This window comes from Streptomyces sp. CA-142005 (genome assembly GCF_050942335.1).
Classification (GTDB): Bacteria; Actinomycetota; Actinomycetes; order Streptomycetales; family Streptomycetaceae; genus Streptomyces.
Genome location: NZ_CP192078.1, coordinates 5,667,543 through 5,688,565, shown reverse-complemented (window position 1 = coordinate 5,688,565; position 21,023 = coordinate 5,667,543). Strand labels below are relative to the sequence as shown.

At 70.4% G+C, this 21,023-nt stretch carries 20 protein-coding genes; 8 read left to right on the top strand and 12 right to left on the bottom strand.

Going from position 1 to position 21,023, the window contains the following annotated elements; genetic code table 11:
- Nucleotides 1-57 precede the first annotated feature (57 nt).
- Together ACQPXS_RS26610 and ACQPXS_RS26605 are read left to right on the top strand one after the other, a co-directional pair.
- Nucleotides 58-1,680 carry a nucleic acid/nucleotide deaminase domain-containing protein gene (locus tag ACQPXS_RS26610; protein WP_433451774.1) on the top strand — a complete coding sequence of 541 codons (1,623 nt, stop codon included), beginning with the start codon at nucleotides 58-60 and terminating at the stop codon, nucleotides 1,678-1,680.
- Nucleotides 1,681-1,724: 44 nt separating this feature from the next.
- Nucleotides 1,725-2,279 carry an SUKH-4 family immunity protein gene (locus tag ACQPXS_RS26605; protein ID WP_433451773.1) on the top strand — a complete coding sequence of 185 codons (555 nt, stop codon included), beginning with the start codon at nucleotides 1,725-1,727 and terminating at the stop codon, nucleotides 2,277-2,279.
- Between the two features lie 49 nt (nucleotides 2,280-2,328).
- Here ACQPXS_RS26605 and ACQPXS_RS26600 read toward each other — a convergent pair whose 3' ends face one another.
- Nucleotides 2,329-3,288, bottom strand: a complete 960-nt coding sequence (locus ACQPXS_RS26600) for a helix-turn-helix transcriptional regulator (protein ID WP_433451772.1) — start codon at nucleotides 3,286-3,288, stop codon at nucleotides 2,329-2,331.
- Between the two features lie 72 nt (nucleotides 3,289-3,360).
- Here ACQPXS_RS26600 and ACQPXS_RS26595 point away from each other — a divergent pair, with 72 nt between their 5' ends.
- A complete protein-coding gene (locus ACQPXS_RS26595) occupies nucleotides 3,361-3,747 on the top strand; it encodes a VOC family protein (protein ID WP_433451771.1) in 387 nt (128 codons plus the stop codon).
- A gap of 207 nt (nucleotides 3,748-3,954) precedes the next feature.
- Here the strand turns inward: ACQPXS_RS26595 and ACQPXS_RS26590 are convergent, their stop codons facing one another.
- Nucleotides 3,955-5,106 (bottom strand): hypothetical protein, encoded by a 1,152-nt coding sequence (locus ACQPXS_RS26590; RefSeq protein ID WP_433451769.1) that lies wholly within the window; start codon nucleotides 5,104-5,106, stop codon nucleotides 3,955-3,957.
- Between the two features lie 143 nt (nucleotides 5,107-5,249).
- Between ACQPXS_RS26590 and ACQPXS_RS26585 the strand changes: the two genes are divergently transcribed.
- Nucleotides 5,250-6,068 carry a DUF4253 domain-containing protein gene (locus ACQPXS_RS26585; RefSeq protein ID WP_433451768.1) on the top strand — a complete coding sequence of 273 codons (819 nt, stop codon included), beginning with the start codon at nucleotides 5,250-5,252 and terminating at the stop codon, nucleotides 6,066-6,068.
- Nucleotides 6,069-6,159: 91 nt separating this feature from the next.
- Here ACQPXS_RS26585 and hemB read toward each other — a convergent pair whose 3' ends face one another.
- Complete coding sequence (gene hemB / locus ACQPXS_RS26580; RefSeq protein WP_433451766.1) at nucleotides 6,160-7,152, bottom strand: porphobilinogen synthase; 993 nt, start codon at nucleotides 7,150-7,152, stop codon at nucleotides 6,160-6,162.
- Between the two features lie 235 nt (nucleotides 7,153-7,387).
- Here hemB and ACQPXS_RS26575 point away from each other — a divergent pair, with 235 nt between their 5' ends.
- Nucleotides 7,388-8,380 carry a phospholipase D-like domain-containing protein gene (locus ACQPXS_RS26575; protein WP_433451765.1) on the top strand — a complete coding sequence of 331 codons (993 nt, stop codon included), beginning with the start codon at nucleotides 7,388-7,390 and terminating at the stop codon, nucleotides 8,378-8,380.
- A gap of 197 nt (nucleotides 8,381-8,577) precedes the next feature.
- Here ACQPXS_RS26575 and ACQPXS_RS26570 read toward each other — a convergent pair whose 3' ends face one another.
- From ACQPXS_RS26570 to ACQPXS_RS26550, 5 genes are all read right to left on the bottom strand, one after another.
- Nucleotides 8,578-10,290, bottom strand: coding sequence for a bifunctional uroporphyrinogen-III C-methyltransferase/uroporphyrinogen-III synthase (locus ACQPXS_RS26570; RefSeq protein WP_351802524.1), 1,713 nt, complete (start codon nucleotides 10,288-10,290; stop codon nucleotides 8,578-8,580).
- Nucleotides 10,287-11,246 (bottom strand): hydroxymethylbilane synthase, encoded by a 960-nt coding sequence (hemC, locus tag ACQPXS_RS26565; protein ID WP_433451764.1) that lies wholly within the window; start codon nucleotides 11,244-11,246, stop codon nucleotides 10,287-10,289. The genes ACQPXS_RS26570 and hemC overlap by 4 nt, the downstream gene beginning before the upstream one ends.
- Entirely contained in the window at nucleotides 11,243-12,958 is a 1,716-nt protein-coding gene (locus ACQPXS_RS26560) for a glutamyl-tRNA reductase (RefSeq protein ID WP_433451763.1), read from the bottom strand. Before ACQPXS_RS26560 ends, hemC begins: the two co-directional genes overlap by 4 nt.
- Nucleotides 12,955-13,743, bottom strand: a complete 789-nt coding sequence (locus tag ACQPXS_RS26555) for a redox-sensing transcriptional repressor Rex (protein WP_351802530.1) — start codon at nucleotides 13,741-13,743, stop codon at nucleotides 12,955-12,957. The genes ACQPXS_RS26560 and ACQPXS_RS26555 overlap by 4 nt, the downstream gene beginning before the upstream one ends.
- Nucleotides 13,744-14,023: 280 nt before the next feature.
- Nucleotides 14,024-14,305 carry a glutaredoxin family protein gene (locus ACQPXS_RS26550; RefSeq protein WP_351802532.1) on the bottom strand — a complete coding sequence of 94 codons (282 nt, stop codon included), beginning with the start codon at nucleotides 14,303-14,305 and terminating at the stop codon, nucleotides 14,024-14,026.
- A gap of 127 nt (nucleotides 14,306-14,432) precedes the next feature.
- Between ACQPXS_RS26550 and ACQPXS_RS26545 the strand changes: the two genes are divergently transcribed.
- The 3 genes from ACQPXS_RS26545 to ACQPXS_RS26535 all read left to right on the top strand — a co-directional run bounded on the left by ACQPXS_RS26545 (nucleotide 14,433) and on the right by ACQPXS_RS26535 (nucleotide 18,018).
- Complete coding sequence (locus tag ACQPXS_RS26545) at nucleotides 14,433-15,362, top strand: HAD family hydrolase (protein WP_433451761.1); 930 nt, start codon at nucleotides 14,433-14,435, stop codon at nucleotides 15,360-15,362.
- 405 nt (nucleotides 15,363-15,767) lie between these two features.
- Nucleotides 15,768-16,547: an ECF subfamily RNA polymerase sigma factor, BldN family gene (locus ACQPXS_RS26540; RefSeq protein ID WP_433451760.1), complete on the top strand. Its 780-nt coding sequence runs from the start codon at nucleotides 15,768-15,770 to the stop codon at nucleotides 16,545-16,547.
- Between the two features lie 238 nt (nucleotides 16,548-16,785).
- Complete coding sequence (locus tag ACQPXS_RS26535; protein ID WP_433451759.1) at nucleotides 16,786-18,018, top strand: DUF5667 domain-containing protein; 1,233 nt, start codon at nucleotides 16,786-16,788, stop codon at nucleotides 18,016-18,018.
- A gap of 107 nt (nucleotides 18,019-18,125) precedes the next feature.
- On the opposite strand, the gene ACQPXS_RS26530 is transcribed toward ACQPXS_RS26535, so the two are convergent.
- The 4 genes from ACQPXS_RS26530 to ACQPXS_RS26515 form a co-directional block, all read right to left on the bottom strand.
- Entirely contained in the window at nucleotides 18,126-19,202 is a 1,077-nt protein-coding gene (locus ACQPXS_RS26530; protein ID WP_433451758.1) for a lysophospholipid acyltransferase family protein, read from the bottom strand.
- A 23-nt stretch (nucleotides 19,203-19,225) separates the two neighbouring features.
- Nucleotides 19,226-20,287 (bottom strand): NAD-dependent epimerase/dehydratase family protein, encoded by a 1,062-nt coding sequence (locus ACQPXS_RS26525; RefSeq protein ID WP_433451757.1) that lies wholly within the window; start codon nucleotides 20,285-20,287, stop codon nucleotides 19,226-19,228.
- A 213-nt stretch (nucleotides 20,288-20,500) separates the two neighbouring features.
- Entirely contained in the window at nucleotides 20,501-20,599 is a 99-nt protein-coding gene (locus ACQPXS_RS26520; RefSeq protein ID WP_003948845.1) for a 30S ribosomal protein bS22, read from the bottom strand.
- Nucleotides 20,600-20,746: 147 nt separating this feature from the next.
- Entirely contained in the window at nucleotides 20,747-20,959 is a 213-nt protein-coding gene (locus ACQPXS_RS26515; protein ID WP_159045602.1) for a helix-turn-helix domain-containing protein, read from the bottom strand.
- Between the last annotated feature and the right edge of the window lie 64 nt (nucleotides 20,960-21,023).

The following is a 21,023-nucleotide window of genomic DNA, read 5'->3' as shown; positions in this document are numbered from 1 at the left end:
TCGTTAGGGTTTTAGTACTCATACGATGATCTGGAGGACGAGGGGGCGTCACGGGGGATGGGCTACACGATTCCGGGGTGGCTGGACGAGGTCCTGGACTTCATCGGCATCCACTTCCCCAATGTCGACGAGGACGACTACCGCGACATGGCCCACGCCATGCGGGAGTTCGCCGACAAGTTCGAGGGCCACGGCGCGGATGCGCACAAGACGGTGGAGCAGATCCTGGCCTCCTCGCACGGCTGGGCCGTCCACTCCATGCAGACCCACTGGAACCAGGTCAAGGCCGGCCACCTGGACAAGATCCCGGAGCTGGCCCGCCTGTTCGCCGACGCCCTGGACGTGGTCGCGGACATCATCTTCGGAATGAAGACGAAGGCCGAGGCCGAACTCGCCGTCATGGCGGGCTCGGTAGGCCTTTCGGTCGGTCTGTCCTTCGTCACCGGAGGCCTGTCCGCCGTGCTCGGCGCGGCGGAGGTCACGGCCATGCGGCAGTTGGTGAAACGAATCATCGACGAGGCCGTCGACCGCATCGTGGACGAGCTGGTCGCCCGGGTCACCGCACCGGTCAACGCCAAGCTGGAGGCGATGATCGAGGACGCGGTGCTGAATCTGGCGGAGGACGCGTTCACCCTGCCGCCCGCCCCGACCGGCTCCGGCGCGGGCGGTGGCGACGGGAGCGGCGGCGCCGGCGGCGGCCACGGACACGGACACGGCGGCGGCATGAAGCTGGCCTCGGCGGGAGACGGCGGCATGGAACTGGCCTCCGCGTCCGGCGGTTCAGGCGCGGGCGCCGACCTCCACATCGACCACGAGGCGTTCGAGAGCGGAGCCGGCAAGCTCTCCTTCCACGGCGGCGAACTCCACGCGAACAGCGCCGCCCCACTCGGCCGGGCCAAGGGCCTGTTCGGCCGCACCAGGGGCAAGGACCCCTTCACCCAGACCTTCGACTCGATGATCCACGGGGCCCTGCACGGCTGCGAGAAGGCACTCGTCAAGGTCGGAAAGCACCTCACCGAGACGGTCCCGAACCGGGCGAGGGAGGTGTCGCGGCTGCACAGGGGCACCGACAACGAGGTCCGCACTTACCTGCTCCACATCGACGGCAGTGTGCAGCGTCTCCATTCCAGCGGCGACCTGCGTCCCCTCGACAGCACGGACCGGCACCGGCTGCATGGCGTTCTCGATGCCAACGGGCGAGCCTGGCGTCCACAGACAAGACGCGACAACGAAGACACGAAGGTACCGAACTCCCACACGGGCAAGGTCCAGTCGACCAAGGTGGACCCCTACACCGATGAACTCGGCCAGGCCACGCAGCTTGCCCGGTACGCCCAGAACGACTACTCCGGAAACAATTATGCGGCGGGCCGGTATATTGACCCCGACGGCCGAGGCACAAGCATCCTCGTCGGATACAGCGACGACAGCATGCATTCCGAACGTTCCATCGGCTATCCACTGCTGCACAGAGAAACACAGTCCGGACTGAAAGAGGTGTTCACCGAGCGTCAACCGTGCCAGAAGAGACCTCGTTGCGATGCCTGGTTGAATCTGCGATTCCCCGACACCGGGACAGTCCATCACGCCAACACCTACGACCAGTCGGTTCCACGACACCTTCGGGACACGGAACACCAAAATTACATGGAAGAACTGAGAAAGCATCACGGCCGTTGACAGAAGCAGCATTTCTTGACTGACGTGACACGGAAGGTGTTCGCATGAGTTTCGCCGTCTCACCGGATGAAGTCCTGGAATCGTTCGGGCTGACGGGAGTCGTCTACTTCCCTCGATTTCATTCGACGGAGAACTTGCTCGACGAGCGGACGATGCTGTTCCTCAGCCAAGTGGGACTTCCGGACACCAACTGGTTCAAGTCCAAGGCCAGCGTCGGCCAGGACGAATCGATCAGCTTGTCCGAGTGGTTCGGTCCTGAAGACGGAACACTACCCGGGGAATGCCGCAGCTGGCTCGTCCTGGCATATTTTGCCGCCTCCCTCATCGCCTTGGACCCCAAGAGTGGCAAGATCTACGAGTTCGGCGAGGGCGAGCCGCTGGATTCGTACACCGAGATCCACAGGGACGTCGAGTCACTGGTCTATTCCCTGCTCCTCTTCCAGCAGTTCCTGCAACACAGACGAGACGAAGACGCCGAGATCGAATCACGAGCCGAGCGCCTCCGTGCCCAGATTTCGGAATTCGACTCCGCGCCTTTCGGCAGCGAAGAATCCCAGTGGACTCTGGCATTGGAAGAGGTAATCGACGGGATTTGGTAGGAAACCGCCACCGCAGAGTTCCTTGCCGGCGCGGGCCTGCGTCGGACACCTATTCCTGAGCGGTGTTCTCATCGACGAGGTGACGCGCCCGGCGTGCCAACGCCTGGCGTACCGAATCCGGTTCGAGGACGCGCAGCGGCGACCCCAGCCCGAGGAGATAGCGGGCGAGGCCGTCCGGGTCGGGGCCGCCGATGTCGACCACCGTGGCGTCGGGGCCGTCGGGGCGGTGGGTGCCGACCGTGGGCGGGATCAGCCTCAGTGCCTCGCTCACGGGGAGGGGCAGGCGGATGGTCGCGGACAGGGGGTAGGGGCCGTTCGCGATGTTGCGGGAGACCAGGTGGGCCGGGTCCGGCGCGTCGGTGAGGTCCGACGGGCGGCCGGTGGGCTGCAGGCGGTCCACCCGGTCGGCGCGGAAGGTACGCCATTGACCTCGGGACACGTCCCGCGCGACGAAGTACCAGCGACGCCCCGTGTGGACCAGACGGAAGGGGTCGACCTCCCGGACCGTACTCCTGCCCTCCCCGTCGGTGTACGACAGCCGGGCCCGCTCCCCCCGCCGACAGGCGACGGCCAGCTCCAGCAGGAGTCCCGGCCTGATCTGAGGTCCGTCGGCTCCCGGGAGGCGTACGAACGCGTCGTCCAGCTCGCCGAGACGGTCCGCGATGTGCCGGGGCAGCACCTGCCGCAGCTTCAGCAGCGCCGACAGCGCCGCCTGGTCGTCACCGAGCGCGTCGCTCAGCGCGGCCTCGCGCAGGCCGACCGCGACGGCCAGTGCCTCCTCGTCGTCGAGGATCAGCGGCGGAACGCGGGAGCCTGCCCGCAGGCGGTAGCCGCCCCAGGGGCCGGCCTCGGAGTCGACCGAGTAGCCGAGGTCGCGCAGCCGCGCTATGTCCCGGCGGACCGTGCGGTCGGTGACCTCCATGCGCTCGGCCAACTCGGCGCAGGTCCAGGAGGGGCGGGAGGACAGCAGGGACAGCAGGCGGAGCAGTCGGGCGGACGAGCTGAGCACGGCGGGAAGTCTGGCACACGCCTCGCACAACCAGGACCGGAACTGTCCTGGTCATGTCCTAGCGTGCTCTCCATGACCACGGAAACCTCATCCGCACCCGCGTTCCGCTTCGCCGCCGTCACCTTCGACTGCGCCGACCCCAAGGAATTGGCCGGCTTCTACAGCGAGTTGCTCGGCATGTCCGTCCTCTTCTCCAACGACGACTTCGTCTTCCTCGGCAAGGAGGGCTCGACGGGCCTGGGCTTCAACCGCCTCGCCGACTACCGCCGGCCCACCTGGCCGGACCCGGCCCAGGAGAAGCAGGCGCACATCGAGCTGGGCGTGGACGATCTGGACGCCGCCGAGAAGCGGTTGCTCGAACTGGGCGCGGAGAAGCCCGAGTTCCAGCCGGGCGGGGAGCGGTGGCGGGTGCTGCTCGATCCGGCCGGGCACCCGTTCTGCATCACGACGCTGGTTTAGCGCGACGGACCCCGGAGTATCCGCCCCGTCACCGGCCACCCAGGCAGTGATGGGCAGATTTGTTCCATCTCCCCTCACAGAGAAGCCCGAAATTCGGGGCTGGAGCCACCACCGGGTGGAACAAACCTGCCCATCACCACCCAGCGAGACCCAGCGAGCGACCCATGGCCTATGTGACTCCAGATAGCCCCCATCGCCGAGGCCAGGTCACCTGCTTATGAGGCTGCCCTGCGCAGGATCTCGGCGTGGTCGTCCGCCTCGGCTGCCGCGAGGGGCCCGCTGGGGCAACAGCAGGACGTACGCCGCCGAGCCGACGCAGAACGCCAGGCGTATGAAGCCCCGGGTGGCGTCCGACGGGATCAGTAGCGTGCTGCCGTAGAGGGAGATCAGCGCGATCCAGCTGACCCAGGGGACCAGGCGGCGCTGGCCGATCGAGTCCCAGATCAGGGTCCCCAGGAGGACCGAGGCGTTGTAGTACGTGTACACGCTGGGGTCGAGCAGGATGCGGGCGTCGGCGGCGAGGAAGACCACCGCCGGCCAGCGGCCCCGTCGTACCGCCAGGGCGCCGAGGCCCACGCCCAGGGCCATCTGCGCGGGGCGGTCCCACCACGGGGTCGCGGGGTCGTCCACGCCGAACCAGCGCAGTGAGGACGCCGGTTGGTTGGGGATCGTGAAGCGGGCCGCGTGCAGGGTTTCCAGGTGGGTCAGGTAGAAGGGGAGCCAGGCCGCCGCCACCAGGGCGACGGTCCAGGTCGCCGCGCGCAGGCGGGTCGGCCGGGGCAGGGCGAGGAGCAACGGCAGGAAGCCGACCGCCCAGGGCTTGGAGTCGACCGCCAGGGCCAGGAACACGCCCACCGCCGTCGCGTTGCCCCGGACCAGTGCGCGTACCGCGAGCGTGGTGAAGAACAGGGCCAGGACGTCGTCGAGGTGGGCGAAGCGGACCGAGACCTCGACCCACATGGGGATGAAGGCCGCCCCGGCGACCAGGACGCGTTGCTGGAGGCGTTTGTGGTTGACGCCGGTGCCGAGGTAGTGGTCGGCGGCGGCGCGGCCGACCAGGACGAGCATGTACAGGCCGAGCCCGGACATGAACGCGTCGGCCAGTTTCTCGCCCAGGTCGGGTGGGAACGGCGCGAAGAGGCCCGCGACCAGGAAGCCGACCGGGCCGATCTGCAGCTCGGGGTGGTTGGCGTAGAGGGCGAGGCCGCCGCCGGAGGCCTGGCCGAAGAGCAGTTGCTCGCCCTGGCGCAGATAGTGCCAGGACACGGCCGCGTGGCGTTCGGCCACCAGGAACCAGACGGTCGTCCACAGCGTGAGCAGCACGATGTGCCACCGCACCGGGTAACGCCCGATCCGCACGTTCCCCCATCCTTCCCGTCACGCCGGTCACCGTGCCCTCATCCATCACAACACCAACCGGTAAGAGATGGTTCGGAGGCCGTGGGTTCCTCGGACGAGGCCGGTCAACGGCGTTGTCAGTGGCGGCCTTTACAGTCACTGGCATGGCGACTCTTCCCAACCCGCTGCCCAGGCTGGCCACCGACCCCAGCGGCCGTACCCTCGGGCTTCAGCTGCCGCCCGGCAGGCTCGTCGACCTGACGCACGACGGCCCCTGGCACGAACCTCTGCTGTGGCACGCGGAGAAGCCGGCCGCGCCGGGCACGTGGAAGGCGCTGGGCGCGCCGGCGGCCCGCGCCGGTCTGCTGCCGGTGCTCGTGGACCTGGCCGCGTCCCGGGGCGGCCTGGAGAACTGGGCGCTGCGGCCCGGCGAGACGTCGTATCCGGGCGATCACGACGCCGAGGACGTCCTGGCGGAGTACTGGGCGGAGGAGACGGAGGACGGCGAGATCGCCGAGGACCTCGAACCGTTCGGGGGCGAGTGGCCCGGCCTCGCCCCGGCCGGCCCGCTCGCCGCGGATCCGGACACCCGTGCCGCTCAGGTCGCCGATGCGGTCAGGGGCGGCCGGGGCGCGTTGATCGAGGAGGCACACCTCGCCCTGGTCCCGGCCCGCCGGTCCGCCGACATACCGGCGGCGATCGGCTGGACCGGCCCGGTGAACTACGAGAGCGACGTGGCTCGGATGTGCGCGGTGCTGCGTTCCTGGGAGGACCGGTTCGGCATACGGGTCGTGGCGCTCGGCCTGGACTCCCTCGTCGTCTCGGTGGCGGCTCCGCCGACCACCGAGGAGGACGCCGAGGCGGTGGCGGCGGAGCACTTCGCGTTCTGCCCGGACAACGTGCTCCAGGGCGAGCAGGACACCTTCCGCGCCTATGCGAAGGATCTGATAGGGGCGCCCGCCTGGACCTTCTGGTGGGACTGACCCCGGCCGGAGCTCCCCGGCAGGCCTGCGGCCCTCGGGCCGGCTCCACTCCGAGCCGGCCCGAGGGCCGCAGGCGGGTTCGCACCCCGGCTCAGCGCAGCTTGCGCGCCACCTCGGTCGCCCAGTAGGTGAGGATGGTGCGGGCCCCGGCGCGCTTGATGCCGGTCAGGGTCTCGAAGATGGCCCGGTCCCGGTCCACCCAGCCCTTCTCGGCGGCGGCCTCGATCATCGCGTACTCGCCGGAGATCTGGTAGGCGGCGACGGGCACGTCCACGGCGTCCGCGACCCGGGCGAGGATGTCGAGGTACGGTCCGGCCGGCTTGACCATGACCATGTCCGCGCCCTCTTCCAGGTCGAGGGACAGCTCCCGCAGGGACTCGCGCCAGTTGGCCGGGTCCTGCTGGTAGGTCTTGCGGTCGCCCTGGAGCGAGGAGGCGACGGCCTCGCGGAAGGGGCCGTAGAAGGCGGACGAGTACTTGGCGGTGTAGGCGAGGATCGCCACGTCCTCGCGCCCGATCTGGTCGAGCGCGTCGCGGACGACGCCGATCTGACCGTCCATCATCCCGCTCGGCCCGACGACGTGGGCGCCGGCGTCGGCCTGCACCTGGGCCATCTCCGCGTACCGCTCCAGGGTCGCGTCGTTGTCGACACGGCCCTCGGCGTCCAGGACCCCGCAGTGCCCGTGGTCGGTGAACTCGTCCAGGCACAGGTCGGACATGACGAGCAGGTCGTCGCCGACCTCGGCGCGCACGTCCCGGAGCGCGACCTGCAGGATCCCGTCCGGGTCGGTGCCCGCGGTGCCCTGCGCGTCCTTCTTGGTCTCCTCCGGCACGCCGAACAGCATGATCCCGGAGACTCCGGCCTGCACGGCCTCCAGCGCGGCCTTCTTCAGGCTGTCGCGGGTGTGCTGGACGACACCGGGCATGGTGGCGATCGGCACCGGCTCGCTCACGCCCTCCCGGACGAACGCCGGGAGGATGAAGTCGGCCGGGTGCAGGCGCGTCTCGGCGACCATGCGGCGCATGACGGGCAACGTGCGCAGCCGCCGGGGACGCGTACCGGGGAAGGATCCGTACTTCGTCATGCCCTCTACGCTACGCCCGCCCGGCCCCCGTCTTTGCCGACGCCGTGTCGGACCGGTCGCCGCCTCATAGAGAGCCCACGGCAGGCCCATTCCCGGGCAAACCGGCGCCGTCATACGAAGTCTTTGCGCTCTCCTGGCGATCCCTGGATCCGCGCGCCTCCCCAGCGTTCTACGCGCGTGGTGTCATGCCCGCGCCACCCCTCCCCGTGCGCTCACGCTCACCTAGGAGTCACGCATGCTGCGGAAGGTCCTCACCCGTGCGGCCATCGCCCTGACCGCCGGCGCCGCCGTCGTCGCCACGGCCGTCCCCGCCAACGCCGCGAGCTACTCGGCCTTCACCTTCTCCCAGTCCGGCAGCCAGCCGACGATCTACGACTTCATCAACTCGGCCACCAGCACGCTCGACATGACGATGTACGAGCTGGAGGACACCACGGCCGTCAACGACCTCATAGCCCTGAAGAACAAGGGCGTCACGGTCCGCGTCATCCTCGACCGCCAGCACAAGACCGCCAACAACTCGGCGTACACGTCCCTGACGAACGCGGGCATAGGCGTGGTCTGGTCGTCGTCGGCCTTCGTCTACACCCACCAGAAGACGATCACCGTCGACGGCGTCAAGTCCCTGGTGATGACCGGGAACCTGACGGCGCAGTACTACACGACCAGCCGCGACTACGGCGTCTTCACCGACGACACGCGCGACGTCGCCGCCATCGAGAAGGTCTTCAACGCCGACTACACGGCCACCTCGGTCACCCCGACCGACGGCGACCACCTGCTGTGGTCCCCCAACGACTCCCGCAACCGCCTGGTGTCCTTCATCAACTCCGCGACCAAGTCCCTGGACGTGGAGGAACTGGAGTTCAGCGACAGCACGGTGGTCAACGCGATCGTGGCCCGCGCCAAGGCCGGCGTGAAGGTCCGCGTGGTCCTGGAGAATCCTTCCAGCTACTCCAGCGAGGTCTCCGCCATCAAGGCCGCGGGCGGCACGGTCGTCGGCTACTCCGACCCCAACGGCTTCTACATCCACGCCAAGGCCATGGTCGCCGACTACGGCCTGTCCACCCAGGAGGTCGAGGCCGGCTCCATGAACATCAGCAGCAACTCCCTGAGCAACAACCGGGAGCTGGGCATCATCCTCACCGGCACGGGCGTGGCCCAGCCGGTGGCCCAGACGGTCGAGACGACGTTCAACAGCGACTACGCGGGGGGTACGGCGGCCTGACCGGCGCGAGCGGCAGGCGAATCCCCTTCGCACCCGCCTGCCGCTCACCGCCCGCCCAAGTCCGTGAGCACCCGGTCGACTCCAAGAACCCCGCCGGCCCCCGCCTCGCCCTCACCCCCACGGCCTGGGCGACCTTCCTGCCCTACGCCGCCGGCCGCTGAGCGTGCGGGTGCCCTGGACAGGGCACCCGCCGTACCTCACGTCGTGGAGCGACGCCTCCGCGCCCCCGGCCTACGCTCGCTCGGCCGCGTCACCGGATCCCCGTTCTCCACGGCGGCAGCCCGCCGCTTCAGGCCGAAGTCGGCCAGCGCCTCGGCCAGCTTGTGCACGGACGGCTCCGGGGCCATCACGTCCACCCGCAGGCCGTGCTCCTCGGCCGTCTTCGCCGTGGCCGGGCCGATGCAGGCGATCACCGTCACGTTGTGCGGCTTGCCCGCGATGCCCACCAGGTTCCGGACCGTCGAGGAGGACGTGAAGAGGACCGCGTCGAAGCCGCCGCCCTTGATCGCCTCGCGGGTCTCGGCCGGCGGAGGCGAGGCGCGGACCGTCCGGTAGGCGGTCACGTCGTCGACCTCCCAGCCGAGCTCGATGAGCCCGGCGACGAGCGTCTCGGTGGCGATGTCGGCGCGCGGCAGGAACACCCGGTCGATCGGGTCGAACACCGGGTCGTACGGCGGCCAGTCCTCCAGGAGGCCCGCGGCCGACTGCTCCCCGCTCGGCACCAGGTCCGGCTTCACGCCGAAGGCGACCAGCGCCTTCGCCGTCTGCTCGCCCACCGCGGCCACCTTGATGCCCGCGAAGGCACGCGCGTCGAGGCCGTACTCCTCGAACTTCTCCCGCACCGCCTTCACCGCGTTGACCGACGTGAAGGCGATCCACTCGTAGCGGCCCGTCACCAGGCCCTTGACCGCCCGCTCCATCTGCTGCGGGGTGCGCGGCGGCTCCACCGCGATGGTCGGGACCTCGTGCGGCACCGCGCCGTAGGACCGCAGCTGGTCGGAGAGCGACGCCGCCTGCTCCTTCGTGCGCGGCACGAGCACCTTCCAGCCGAACAGCGGCTTGGACTCGAACCACGACAGCTGGTCGCGCCGGGCGGCGGTGGAACGCTCACCGACCACGGCTATCACCGGCCGGCCACCGTCCGGCGACGGCAGCACCTTCGCCTGCTTCAGGGTCTGCGCGATCGTGCCGAGCGTCGCCGCCCAGGTGCGCTGGCGGGTCGTCGTGCCGGCGATCGTCACCGTCAGCGGGGTGTCCGGCTTGCGGCCCGCGGACACGAGTTCACCGGCCGCCGCGGCCACCGAGTCGAGCGTCGTCGAGACGACGACCGTGCCGTCCGACGCACCCACCTCGGTCCAGCAGCGGTCCGACGCCGTACGGGCGTCCACGAACCGGACGTCCGCGCCCTCGGCGTCCCGCAGCGGCACACCGGCGTACGCGGGCACACCGACCGCCGCCGCGACACCCGGGACCACCTCGAAGGGCACCCCGGCGGCGGCGCAGGCGAGCATTTCCTCGGCCGCGTACGTATCAAGTCCCGGGTCCCCGGACACCGCACGGACGACCCGCCTGCCGCCCCGCGCAGCCTCCATGACAAGATGAGCGGCATCCCGGGCAGCGGCCGGGACAGCGGCGGTTGTTGACGTGCCGTCAACGACCGTCAGCTGGGGCGTGCCCGTGCCCGGCGGCGAGACCGAAGAGGGATCGGCGTCGGTCTGCACGACGGAGACGCCCGGTCGGGCGTGCGTCCGGATGACGTCGAGCACCTCGTGCTCGGCGACCAGGACGTCCGCGCTCGACAGCGCCTCCACGGCGCGCAGAGTCAGCAGTCCCGGATCTCCGGGTCCGGCACCGAGGAAGGTGACGTGCCCGTGTTCCGGACCGGCGGCAGGAAGGGCGGTGGGGCTCAATGTGCTCGCTCCCCCATCAGACCGGCCGCGCCCTGGGCGAGCATCTCGGTGGCGAGGTCGCGACCGAGTGCCAACGCCTGCTCGTGCGTCAGGGGCACGGGACCGGTGGTGGACAGCTGCACCATGCGGGTGCCGTCGGTCGTGCCGACGACGCCGCGCAGGCGCATTTCCTTGACAATCTGCCCGTCGGCCAGGAGGTCGGCCAGCGCGCCCACAGGGGCGCTGCAGCCGGCCTCCAGGGCGGCGAGCAGTGACCGTTCGGCGGTCACGGCGGCCCGCGTGAACGGGTCGTCGAGCTCGCCGAGCGCCGCGATCAGGTCCGCGTTGCCCGCGGCACACTCGATCGCCAGGGCCCCCTGGCCGGGGGCGGGCAGAACCGTGTCGACCGACAGGAAGTCGGTCACCTCGTCGATCCGGCCGATCCGGTTCAGTCCGGCGGCGGCCAGTACGACGGCGTCGAGTTCGCCGTCGTGGACGTACCGGATCCGGGTGTCGACGTTGCCGCGGATCGGGACCGTCTCGATGTCCAGGCCGTGGGCGCGGGCGTACGCGTTCAGCTGCGCCATGCGGCGCGGCGAACCGGTGCCGATGCGCGCCCCGCGCGGCAGGTCGGTGAACTTCAGCGCGTCCCGGGCGACGATCACGTCCCGCGGGTCCTCGCGCACCGGTACGGCGGCCAGGACCAGGTCCTCGGGCTGTGTGGTCGGGAGGTCCTTGAGCGAATGAACCGCGAAGTCGACCTCGCCCCGTATCAGCGCGTCGCGCAGCGCCGTGACGAACACGCCGGAGCCGCCGATCTGCGCGAGCGCCTCGCGGGAGACATCGCCGTACGTGGTGATCTCGACCAGCTCCACGGGCCGCCCGGTCACCCGGCGGACGGTCTCCGCCACCTGCCCGGACTGGGCCATGGCGAGCTTGCTGCGCCTGGTCCCCAGCCTCAGTGCCTTCTCAGTCATGCCGGTCGGTCCTTCTTGTCTGTGCTGTCCCCGGCCCGGGAGACGGAGGCGACCGTCTCGGGGTCGAGGTCGAACAGGGTGCGCAGCGCGTCCGCGTACCCGGCACCGCCGGGCTCGGCCGCGAGCTGCTTGACCCGTACGGTCGGCGCGTGCAGCAGCTTGTCGACGACCCGGTGCACGGCCTGCCGGATCTCGCCGCGCTGGCGTTCGTCCAGGTCGGGCAGGCGGCCGTCGAGCCGCGCGATCTCACCGGCGACGACATCGGCGGCCATGGTGCGCAGTGCGACCACGGTCGGCGTGATGTGCGCCGCCCGCTGGGCCGCCCCGAAGGCGGCGACCTCGTCGGAGACGATACGCCGAACCTGGTCGACGTCGGCCGCCATCGGCGCATCGGCGGAGGCGTCCGCCAGCGACTCGATGTCCACCAGCCGCACCCCGGCCAGCCGGTGCACGGCCGCGTCGATGTCCCGGGGCATGGCCAGGTCGAGCAGGAAGAGGAAGGGCGCCGGGCGCTCGGCCGGCGGTTCCGGCCTGCGCCGCTCGGGGATCCGGCCCACGGTCGCGGCGGTCGCGGCGAGCGCGGTGATCAGCTCGGCGTCCGCCTCGGGGCCGCGGCGGCCGGGGCGGTCGATCGTTTTGCCTGCGGCCCAGGCCGCGTGCTGCTCCAGGGTGGCCGCGTCCATGCCGGCGACGGCAGCCTCGCCCATGAGGGAGAAGCCGGGCTGTGCGGCGGCCAGGTCCAGAGGGCAGTTCTCGTCGGCGCCGACGGTGGTGGGCGGCAGGGGGGCCGCGGTGGCCTTCGGCGCCGTACGGGCGCCGCGGTCATCCGTCGTACGGGCGCCGTCGGCCATCTCGGCGACGGGGGCGCCGGTGCGGCCCTCGACCGCCTGCGCGACCGTCTCCGCCGTGAGCACCAGGCCGGTCGCACCGGTACAAGAGACGACGACGTCGGCACGTGTCAGTTCGCCCGGCACGGCGTCCATCCGTACCGCGCGAGCGGTCACCGCGCTGCCGTCGGCCTCGGTCAGTATCTGTGCGAGCCGCTCGGCGCGCTCGAAGGTGCGGTTGGCGACGACGACCTCGGCGACCCCGGCCCGCGCCAGCGTGGCGGCGGCCAGCGAGGACATCGAACCGGCGCCGATGACCAGCGCCTTCTTGCCCGCGGCCCAGTCCTCGACGGCTCCGCCGACGGCCAGCTGCTCCAGGCCGAAGGTGACCAGGGACTGGCCGGCGCGGTCGATGCCGGTCTCGGAGTGGGCGCGCTTGCCGACCCGCAGGGCCTGCTGGAACAGGTCGTTCAGCAGCTTGCCGGCCGTGTGCAGGTCCTGCGCCGTGGCCAGGGAGTCCTTGATCTGGCCGAGGATCTGCCCCTCGCCGACGACCATCGAGTCCAGGCCGCAGGCCACCGAGAACAGGTGGTGGACGGCCCGGTCCTCGTAGTGCACGTAGAGGTAGGGGGTGAGCTCCTCCAGGCCGACGCCGCTGTGCTGGGCGAGCAGCGTGGACAGCTCGGCGACACCGGCGTGGAACTTGTCCACGTCGGCGTACAGCTCGATGCGGTTGCAGGTGGCGAGCACCGCGGCCTCGGTGGCCGGCTCGGCGGCGACCGTGTCCTGCAGCAGCTTGATCTGGGCGTCCGCGCTCAGCGCGGCCCGCTCCAGCACACTGACCGGCGCGCTGCGGTGGCTCAGCCCGACGACGAGGAGACTCATGCCGGCATCACGGCGGGTACGTCCCCGTCGGGCCCCTGGTCGGCGGAATCGTCGGCGGCTGCGCCACGGGCAGCGGCCGCGGGCAGCCCGCCCTCGCCCACCGCGGTCTCCAGGGGGGTCTCCTCGCCGGCCTTGCGCTGCTCGTGGAAGGCGAGGATCTGGAGTTCGATCGAGAGGTCGACCTTGCGCACGTCGACGCCGTCCGGGACGGACAGCACGGTCGGCGCGAAGTTCAGGATGGACGTGACCCCGGCGGCCACGAGCCGGTCGCAGACCTGCTGGGCGGCACCGGCGGGGGTGGCGATGACGCCGATGGACACCCCGTTGTCCTTGATGATCTTCTCGAGGTCGTCCGTGTGCTGCACGGGGATGCCCGCGACCGGCTTTCCGGCCATCGCGGGATCGGCGTCTATGAGCGCGGCCACCCGGAAGCCACGGGAGGCGAACCCGCCGTAATTGGCCAGGGCGGCGCCGAGGTTACCGATACCGACGATCACGACCGGCCAGTCCTGGGTCAGGCCGAGTTCACGGGAGATCTGGTAGACGAGATACTCCACGTCGTAGCCGACACCGCGCGTTCCGTAGGAGCCCAGGTAGGAGAAGTCCTTGCGCAGCTTGGCGGAGTTGACCCCCGCCGCGGCCGCCAGCTCCTCGGAGGAGACCGTGGGTACCGAGCGCTCCGACAGCGCGGTCAGGGCTCGGAGGTACAGCGGAAGCCTGGCGACGGTGGCCTCGGGAATCCCTCGGCTACGGGTCGCCGGTCGGTGTGTTCGGCCAGTTGCCACGGTGCTCCTGCGGGTAGAGCGGGGCTGCAGGCGGTCATACGTCCCCAGACCGCCCCGTCGACAGCAGGCTATGTCTTTGTGAACGCGTGCACAAAGATGGTGTCCGATTTGCCCGGCAGAAGTGACCGGGGTCACGCACCTTTCGCGCCGTCGACGGGAACCGGTGCATACGCACCGGCGCTCCTTCGTTACTGGGGGCAAAACCGCACACTCTCCTCACGAATCCCGCCCCCGAGATCAGACCGCCGTCGATCCTAAGCGACTTTCCGGCCGGTTTGGACTAGTCGGTCAGTGCCCGGCGCAGCCGCTCCTCGTTCACGCGCCAGAAGGTGTGCTGTTCGCCGTCGACCAGTACGACCGGGATCTGCTCCCAGTACCGGTCATGCAGGGCGCGGTCCTCGGTGATGTCCTTCCGCTCCCAGGACACGCCGAGTTCTCCGCAGACCTTCTCGATCACGACCTGCGCGTCGTCGCAGAGATGACAGCCGGGCTTGCGGATCAGCGTGACGAGCCGGTCGCGGGGATCGGCGGCGTCGGCCTTACGGCGGAAAAGTGGACTCATACCGGCCATTGTCGCGCGCGCCGCGCACGCTTCGGATCGGCTCTTTAACGGCTCGGTCGCGGAGAGTTCACACGCATCCAACCTCCGGACTGCCGGAAGCACCGAACGAACTGGCTATGCTCACGACATGGCCGCTCTCGGATGGCTCACTCCCCGTAGGCGCTCCGCCACGGCGCGCAGCGTGTTGGCAGGCGAGGCCTCGGCGGAGGCTGCCCGCAAGTCCTCGCAGGAGGCGCAGGTAACCCCGCAGGCCGCCGACAGGGAACCCGAGTTCCCCGTCATCGGCGACGACAAGGCGGCTGCCTTCTTCGACCTCGACAACACCGTCATGCAGGGCGCCGCGCTGTTCCACTTCGGCCGGGGCCTGTACAAGCGGAAGTTCTTCGAGACGCGCGACCTCGCCAAGTTCGCCTGGCAGCAGGCCTGGTTCCGGCTGGCCGGCGTCGAGGACCCCGAGCACATGCAGGACGCGCGTGACTCGGCGCTGTCGATCGTCAAGGGCCACCGGGTCGCCGAGCTGGAGTCGATCGGCGAGGAGATCTACGACGAGTACATGGCCGACCGCATCTGGCCCGGCACCCGCGCCCTGGCCCAGGCCCACCTGGACGCCGGGCAGAAGGTGTGGCTGGTCACGGCGGCCCCGGTGGAGATCGCCCAGGTGATCGCCCGCCGCCTGGGCCTCACCGGCGCGCTCGGCACGGTGGCCGAGTCGGTGGACGGCATCTACACCGGCAAGCTGGTCGGCGAGCCGTTGCACGGCCCCGCGAAGGCGGAGGCGGTCCGCGCGCTGGCCGCGGCCGAGGGCCTCGACCTCTCCCGCTGCGCCGCCTACAGCGACAGCCACAACGACATCCCGATGCTCTCCCTCGTCGGCCACCCCTACGCCATCAACCCCGACGCCAAGCTGCGCAAGCACGCCCGCGAGAAGGACTGGCGCCTGCGGGACTACCGCACCGGCCGGAAGGCGGCGAAGGTCGGCATTCCGGCGGCGGCGGGCGTGGGCGCGGTGGCCGGTGGCACCGCGGCGGCGATCGCGCTGAGCCGACGGCGCCGATAAGTCCTGGCCGGCGGACAGATCAACACCGCGAGCCCGCAGGCCGTCCCCGCCCACGGCCCGTCACGGGCCGATAGCGCGGTTCCCCGAGCCCTCATGGGACGCTCGCAACTCCGCCCCGAGCCCCCTCCCTCGGCCTCCGCGCCCGGATTATGCCGCGGCCACTTCAACACGCGCTGTACCTCGCCGAAACCGGCCAGATTTCGGTCAACAAGCGATCAGGGTGCGGCACTTGAGGTGGCGTCAATCGGTAACAGATGCGACGCAATCGATGATTTGAGCAACTCGGTGTAGCAGTGCCTGCACGAAGCGTTATTCTCCTCAGACGCAAACCGGTACCCCTCCGTCGCTACGACGGGTGAACGGTCCCGCACTGCACGTGATGGAAGCTCTGCCTCTGGGAGTCCCGTGTACCCACACGTCGGGGTTGACGCCTCGGGCCTGGCTACGCTGCGCGCAACTGTCGCAACGGTCAAAGAGACGCTGCGCGGCCTCGTCCCCACCGCGTACGCCGTCCCCGCCCTCGCCACCGCCGCGCCCCTCGGCCCGTGCTACGCACTGGCCGAAGGCAGCGCCGCCGTGAGCAGACGAGGGCGCTCCGCCGGCGCCGCCACCGCCCGCCGCCCGGCCGCGGACAGCGACAGCGCCCGGATGATGGACCTGGTCGAGCGCGCCCAGGCCGGCGAGGCCGAGGCCTTCGGCCGGCTGTACGACCAGTACAGCGACACGGTGTACCGGTACATCTACTACCGCGTCGGCAGCCGGGCCACCGCCGAGGACCTGACGAGCGAGACCTTTCTGCGGGCCTTGCGCAGGATCGGCACCTTCACCTGGCAGGGCCGCGACTTCGGGGCCTGGCTGGTGACGATCGCCCGCAACCTCGTCGCCGACCACTTCAAGTCCAGCCGCTTCCGCCTGGAGGTCACCACCGGCGAGATGCTCGACGCCAACGAGGTCGAGCGCTCCCCGGAGGATTCCGTCCTGGAGTCGCTGTCGAACGCCGCCCTGCTGGACGCCGTGCGCCGGCTCAACCCGCAGCAGCAGGAGTGCGTGACGCTCCGCTTCCTCCAGGGCCTCTCCGTCGCCGAGACCGCTCGCGTCATGGGCAAGAACGAGGGCGCCATCAAGACCCTCCAGTACCGCGCCGTACGCACGCTGGCCCGTCTGCTGCCGGACGACGCCCGCTGAAAAAACTGGCGACTCTCGGCAACACTCAACTCACGCTCCGTGAACGTCTGTTGCCTTTGCGATCCGGGCACCCGCCGTGCGTAACCCAAGTGCCGCGCCAGTCGTTGTGCGGGATACAGGCTCCCTGTGGTCACGTCCTGGCCGACCCTGATCGCTCGATCGTGTGAAGTGGTCGCGGGCGTGCAACCCTCAGGACCCCCTGGGGAGTCGACCGTCATGACGAGAGGAGGTGCCGCCAGTGATCGCGAACGTATCGGCGCACCGGCGGGCGAACGCCTTCGCCCAGGCCCTGGAAGAACAGCCCGACCGGGACACGGCGGCAGAGCAGTCCGTAGGACCGGCGGGTTCCCCGCCGACCGCCGAGGAGCGGTCCGAGCAGGGCGAGCTGCTGGCCCTGGCCGCGGACCTCGGCACGCTGCCGAAGCCGCACCTCGATCCCGGGGTCAAGGTCGTGCAGCGCGCCCAGCTGGTGGCCGCGTTCGAGGCCATGCTCCAGGAGGGCGCCGGGGCGGCGGACGCGTCCGTACCGGAACAGCGCTCATCCCGGTCCCGGGGCGCGCACCGGGCGAGCCCGCTGGGCAAACTCCGGCCGCGTTCCCGGCTGACCAAGGGGCTCGCGGCGGGCGGGCTCAGCGTGGGCGTGGCCGCCGGAGCCTTCGGCGGAGTCGCCGCCGCGAGCTCGGACGCCCTGCCCGGTGACTCCCTCTACGGCCTCAAGCGCGGCATCGAGGACTTCAAGCTCAACTACCTGACCAACGGCGACGACCAGCGCGGCCAGACCTACCTCGACCAGGCCTCCACCCGGCTCAACGAGGCCCGCCGGCTGCTGGAGCGCGGCCGCGGCGGCCACCTGGACCACGAGTCCATCGGCGAGATCCGGCGCACGCTCTCCGGCATGCAGCAGGACGTCACCGAGGGCCACCGCCTGCTCCACGAGGCCTACGAGGCCGACCCCAAGTCGCTCGGCCCGATCCAGGCGCTGTCCACCTTCTCCCGTTCGCACCGTGAGGCGTGGAGCGTGCTCAGCGACAAGCTGCCCGTGCAGCTCGGGGACGTCAAAGAGCAGGTGTCGTCGGTGTTCGACGCCATAGACCAGGAGGTCGCCCCGCTGCAGTCCCTGCTCCCGCAGGCGCCCGCCCAGAGCGGCGACGGCAAGCGGCAGGGCTCGGGCTCCGCGTCCGGTGGCTCCTCCGGTGACCACCGGTCGACGGCGCCCAGCTCTTCGGGCACCACGCCGTCCTCCGGCCGGCACGCACGCCCGGGCGACCCGAGCGGCTCCGCGACCGGCAGCAGCGGCGAGGGCCTGCTCGGCGGCGACACGGGCGGCCTGCTGGACCCGCCGAAGACGGGCAGCGGCACCAGCGCCCCGTCCGCCGGCAAATCCCCGTCCGCCGCCCCCGACGTCACCCTGCCCCCGCTCCTCCCCGGCCTCCTGCCGGGCCTGGGCATCGACAGCGAGGACACGCACTGACGCCGTTACGGCAACGGCACCGGGGGCGCCCCACCCGAGCGGGGCGCCCCCGGTGTCGTATGCGGACAGGGGTGGAGTGGAGCGGAAAGTCAGAAGACCGCGGAAAGTCAGAAGAACACCGAGCGCCGCTGCACCAACAGCTTGTACAGCGTGTGCTGAATCTGTTCCCGCACCTGGTCGGTCAGGTTGAACATCAGCATCGGATCCTCGGCCGCCTCCGCCGGATACCCGTCCGTCCGGATCGGCTCCCCGAACTGAATCGTCCACTTGGTCGGCAACGGAATCGCACCGAGCGGCCCCAGCCACGGAAACGTCGGCGTCAACGGGAAGTACGGGAAGCCCAGCAAGCGCGCCAGCGTCTTCGCGTTGCCGATCATCGGGTAGATCTCCTCCGCCCCCACGATCGAGCACGGGATGATCGGCACGCCCTGCCGCAGCGCGGTCGACACGAAGCCGCCCCGCCCGAACCGCTGCAACTTGTACCGCTCGCTGAAAGGTTTCCCGATGCCCTTGAAGCCCTCAGGCATCACCCCGACCAGCTCGCCCTGGGCCAGCAGCCGCTCGGCGTCCTCCGCGCAGGCCAGGGTGTGCCCCAGCTTGCGGGCCAGCTCGTTGACCACCGGCAGCACGAAGACCAAGTCGGCCGCCAGCAGCCGTAGGTGACGGTCGGCCGGATGCTGGTCGTGCACCGCGACCTGCATCATCAGCCCGTCCAGCGGCAGCGTCCCGGAGTGGTTGGCGACGATCAGCGCCCCGCCGTCCGCCGGGATGTTCTCGATGCCCTTCACCTCGACCCGGAAGTACTTCTCGTACACCGGCCGCAGCAGCGACATCAGGACCTGGTCGGTCAGCTCCTCGTCGTAACCGAAGTCGTCGACGTCGTAGTCCCCGGTCAGCCGGCGCCGCAGAAAGGCCAGCCCGGCCGCCACACGCCGCTCCAGGCCGCCGCCGTCCCGCCCCTCGGCATCCGACCGCTCCTGCGGCTCCTCCGGCTTCTCCTCGCGGCTCACAGGCTCATCTTCCCGTGCCCGGCCCCGGCCCGGCAGGGGCTGGACCTCACCCATCTCCCCGGCCTCGCCGAGGGCGCCGCGCCGGCTGCCCGTGCTCCGGCGCCGCGCCGGGCGCTGCACCGCGCCGCCGCGGGACCGGTCGTCGTCGAACGGAATGACCTTGGCGTCCGCCATCGTTGCTGCGCTCCTCGGTTGCGCTAGTCGGCGCTGTGCGTCGTGGACAGGCCGCCGCCCCTGGCGGCCAGCGTGGCGATCCGGTCGACGGCCCCCGCGAGGGCCTGAGGCGGCACCAGCCCGGGGCCTTGGCCGCGCGCGAAGTCCGCGAACGTCTCCGCCGTCGTGTACCTGGGCGTGAAGCCCAGCGTGTCGCGCATCTGGACCGTGTCCACCACCCGCCCGTGCGTGAGCAGCCGGATCTGCTCCGGCGAGAAGTCCGTCATACCGAGGGTACGCACCAGCGAACCCGCCCAGGTGACCGCCGGCAGCAGCAGCGGCACGGTCGGCCGTCCGAGCCGCCGGGAGCACTGCGAGAGCAGCAGCACACCGTCCCCGGCGATGTTGAACGTGCCGCTGTTGAGGGTGCCCCGGCGCGGTTCGTGCGAGGCGATCCTGAGCACCTCGACGACGTCGTCCTCGTGCACGAACTGCAGCCGCGGGTCGTAGCCGAACACGGTCGGCAGGACGGGCAGCGCGAAGTACGAGGCGAGCGGGGTGTCGGCGGCGGGCCCGAGGATGTTGGCGAACCGCAGCACGCACACGGCGACGTCCGGCCGCCGCCGGGCGAACCCGCGCACATAGCCCTCGACCTCGACGGCGTCCTTGGCGAAGCCGCCGCTCGGCAGCGACTTCGGTGGGGTCGTCTCGGTGAACACGGCGGGATCCCGCGGCGCGGACCCGTAGACGTTGGTGCTGGACTTCACCACCAGCCGCTTCACGTTCGGCGACTTCTGGCAGGCGCCGAGCAGCTGCATGGTGCCGATGACGTTGGTCTCCTTGACCGTGGCCCGGTTGCCGCTGCCCAGCGCCGTGCCGGTCACGTCCATGTGGACGACCGTGTCGGCGCCCGTCTCGGCCAGCACCCGGGCGATGGTCGGCTGCCGGATGTCGGCCTGGATGAAGTCCGCCCCGCCCAGATGGTGCGCCGGCGGCACCGCGTCCACGGCGATCACCCGGTCGACCTCCGGATCCCGCTGGATCCGCCGTACGAACCGGCCGCCCAGTTGCCGGGCCACTCCGGTGACGAGCACGACCTTCCCCAAGATCCGCGCCTTCCCTCGTACGTGATGCGTACGGCCAACCTAGCGGGTTGATGTTGCGCTGTGATGACCGCCCGATGCATGAAGTGACGGAAATTCACTCATCGGCATATGACGGGTTCCCCGGACCATGCCGGGTTCCCCGGATATGCCTGTGGCCCCCCATCGTGCCGATGGGAGGCCACAGATACGCGTGACACGCTCTCGCGACGCCGCTTACTTCTTGTTGCGGCGCTGAACGCGCGTGCGCTTGAGCAGCTTGCGGTGCTTCTTCTTGGCCATCCGCTTGCGCCGCTTCTTGATAACAGAGCCCACGACTACCCTCGCTCACTTCTCATCACTCGGTTGTTTGGGCGCCATGGGCCCACACGACCTACGAGGGGCTAGCCTACCCAACCGAGCGCCGAGGTCGTAATCGAGGGTGGTACCCCGGGTCACCCAGGGGTCACCCCGGGGTTGCCGTCAGGCTGTCTCCACCCCCACATAGCTGTCACGGAGGTACTCGTGTACCGCTTGCTCCGGGACACGGAACGACCGCCCGACCCGGATCGCGGGCAGATGACCGCTGTGCACCAGGCGGTACACGGTCATCTTCGACACTCGCATCACCGAGGCGACCTCCGCCACGGTAAGGAACACGACCTCGTTCAGAGGCCTCTCGTCAGCTGCAGCCATGACACACCTGAACCTTCCGCACTCGACGGCCACCGGCTTCCCCTTCCGGTGACTCTTCGTCGTT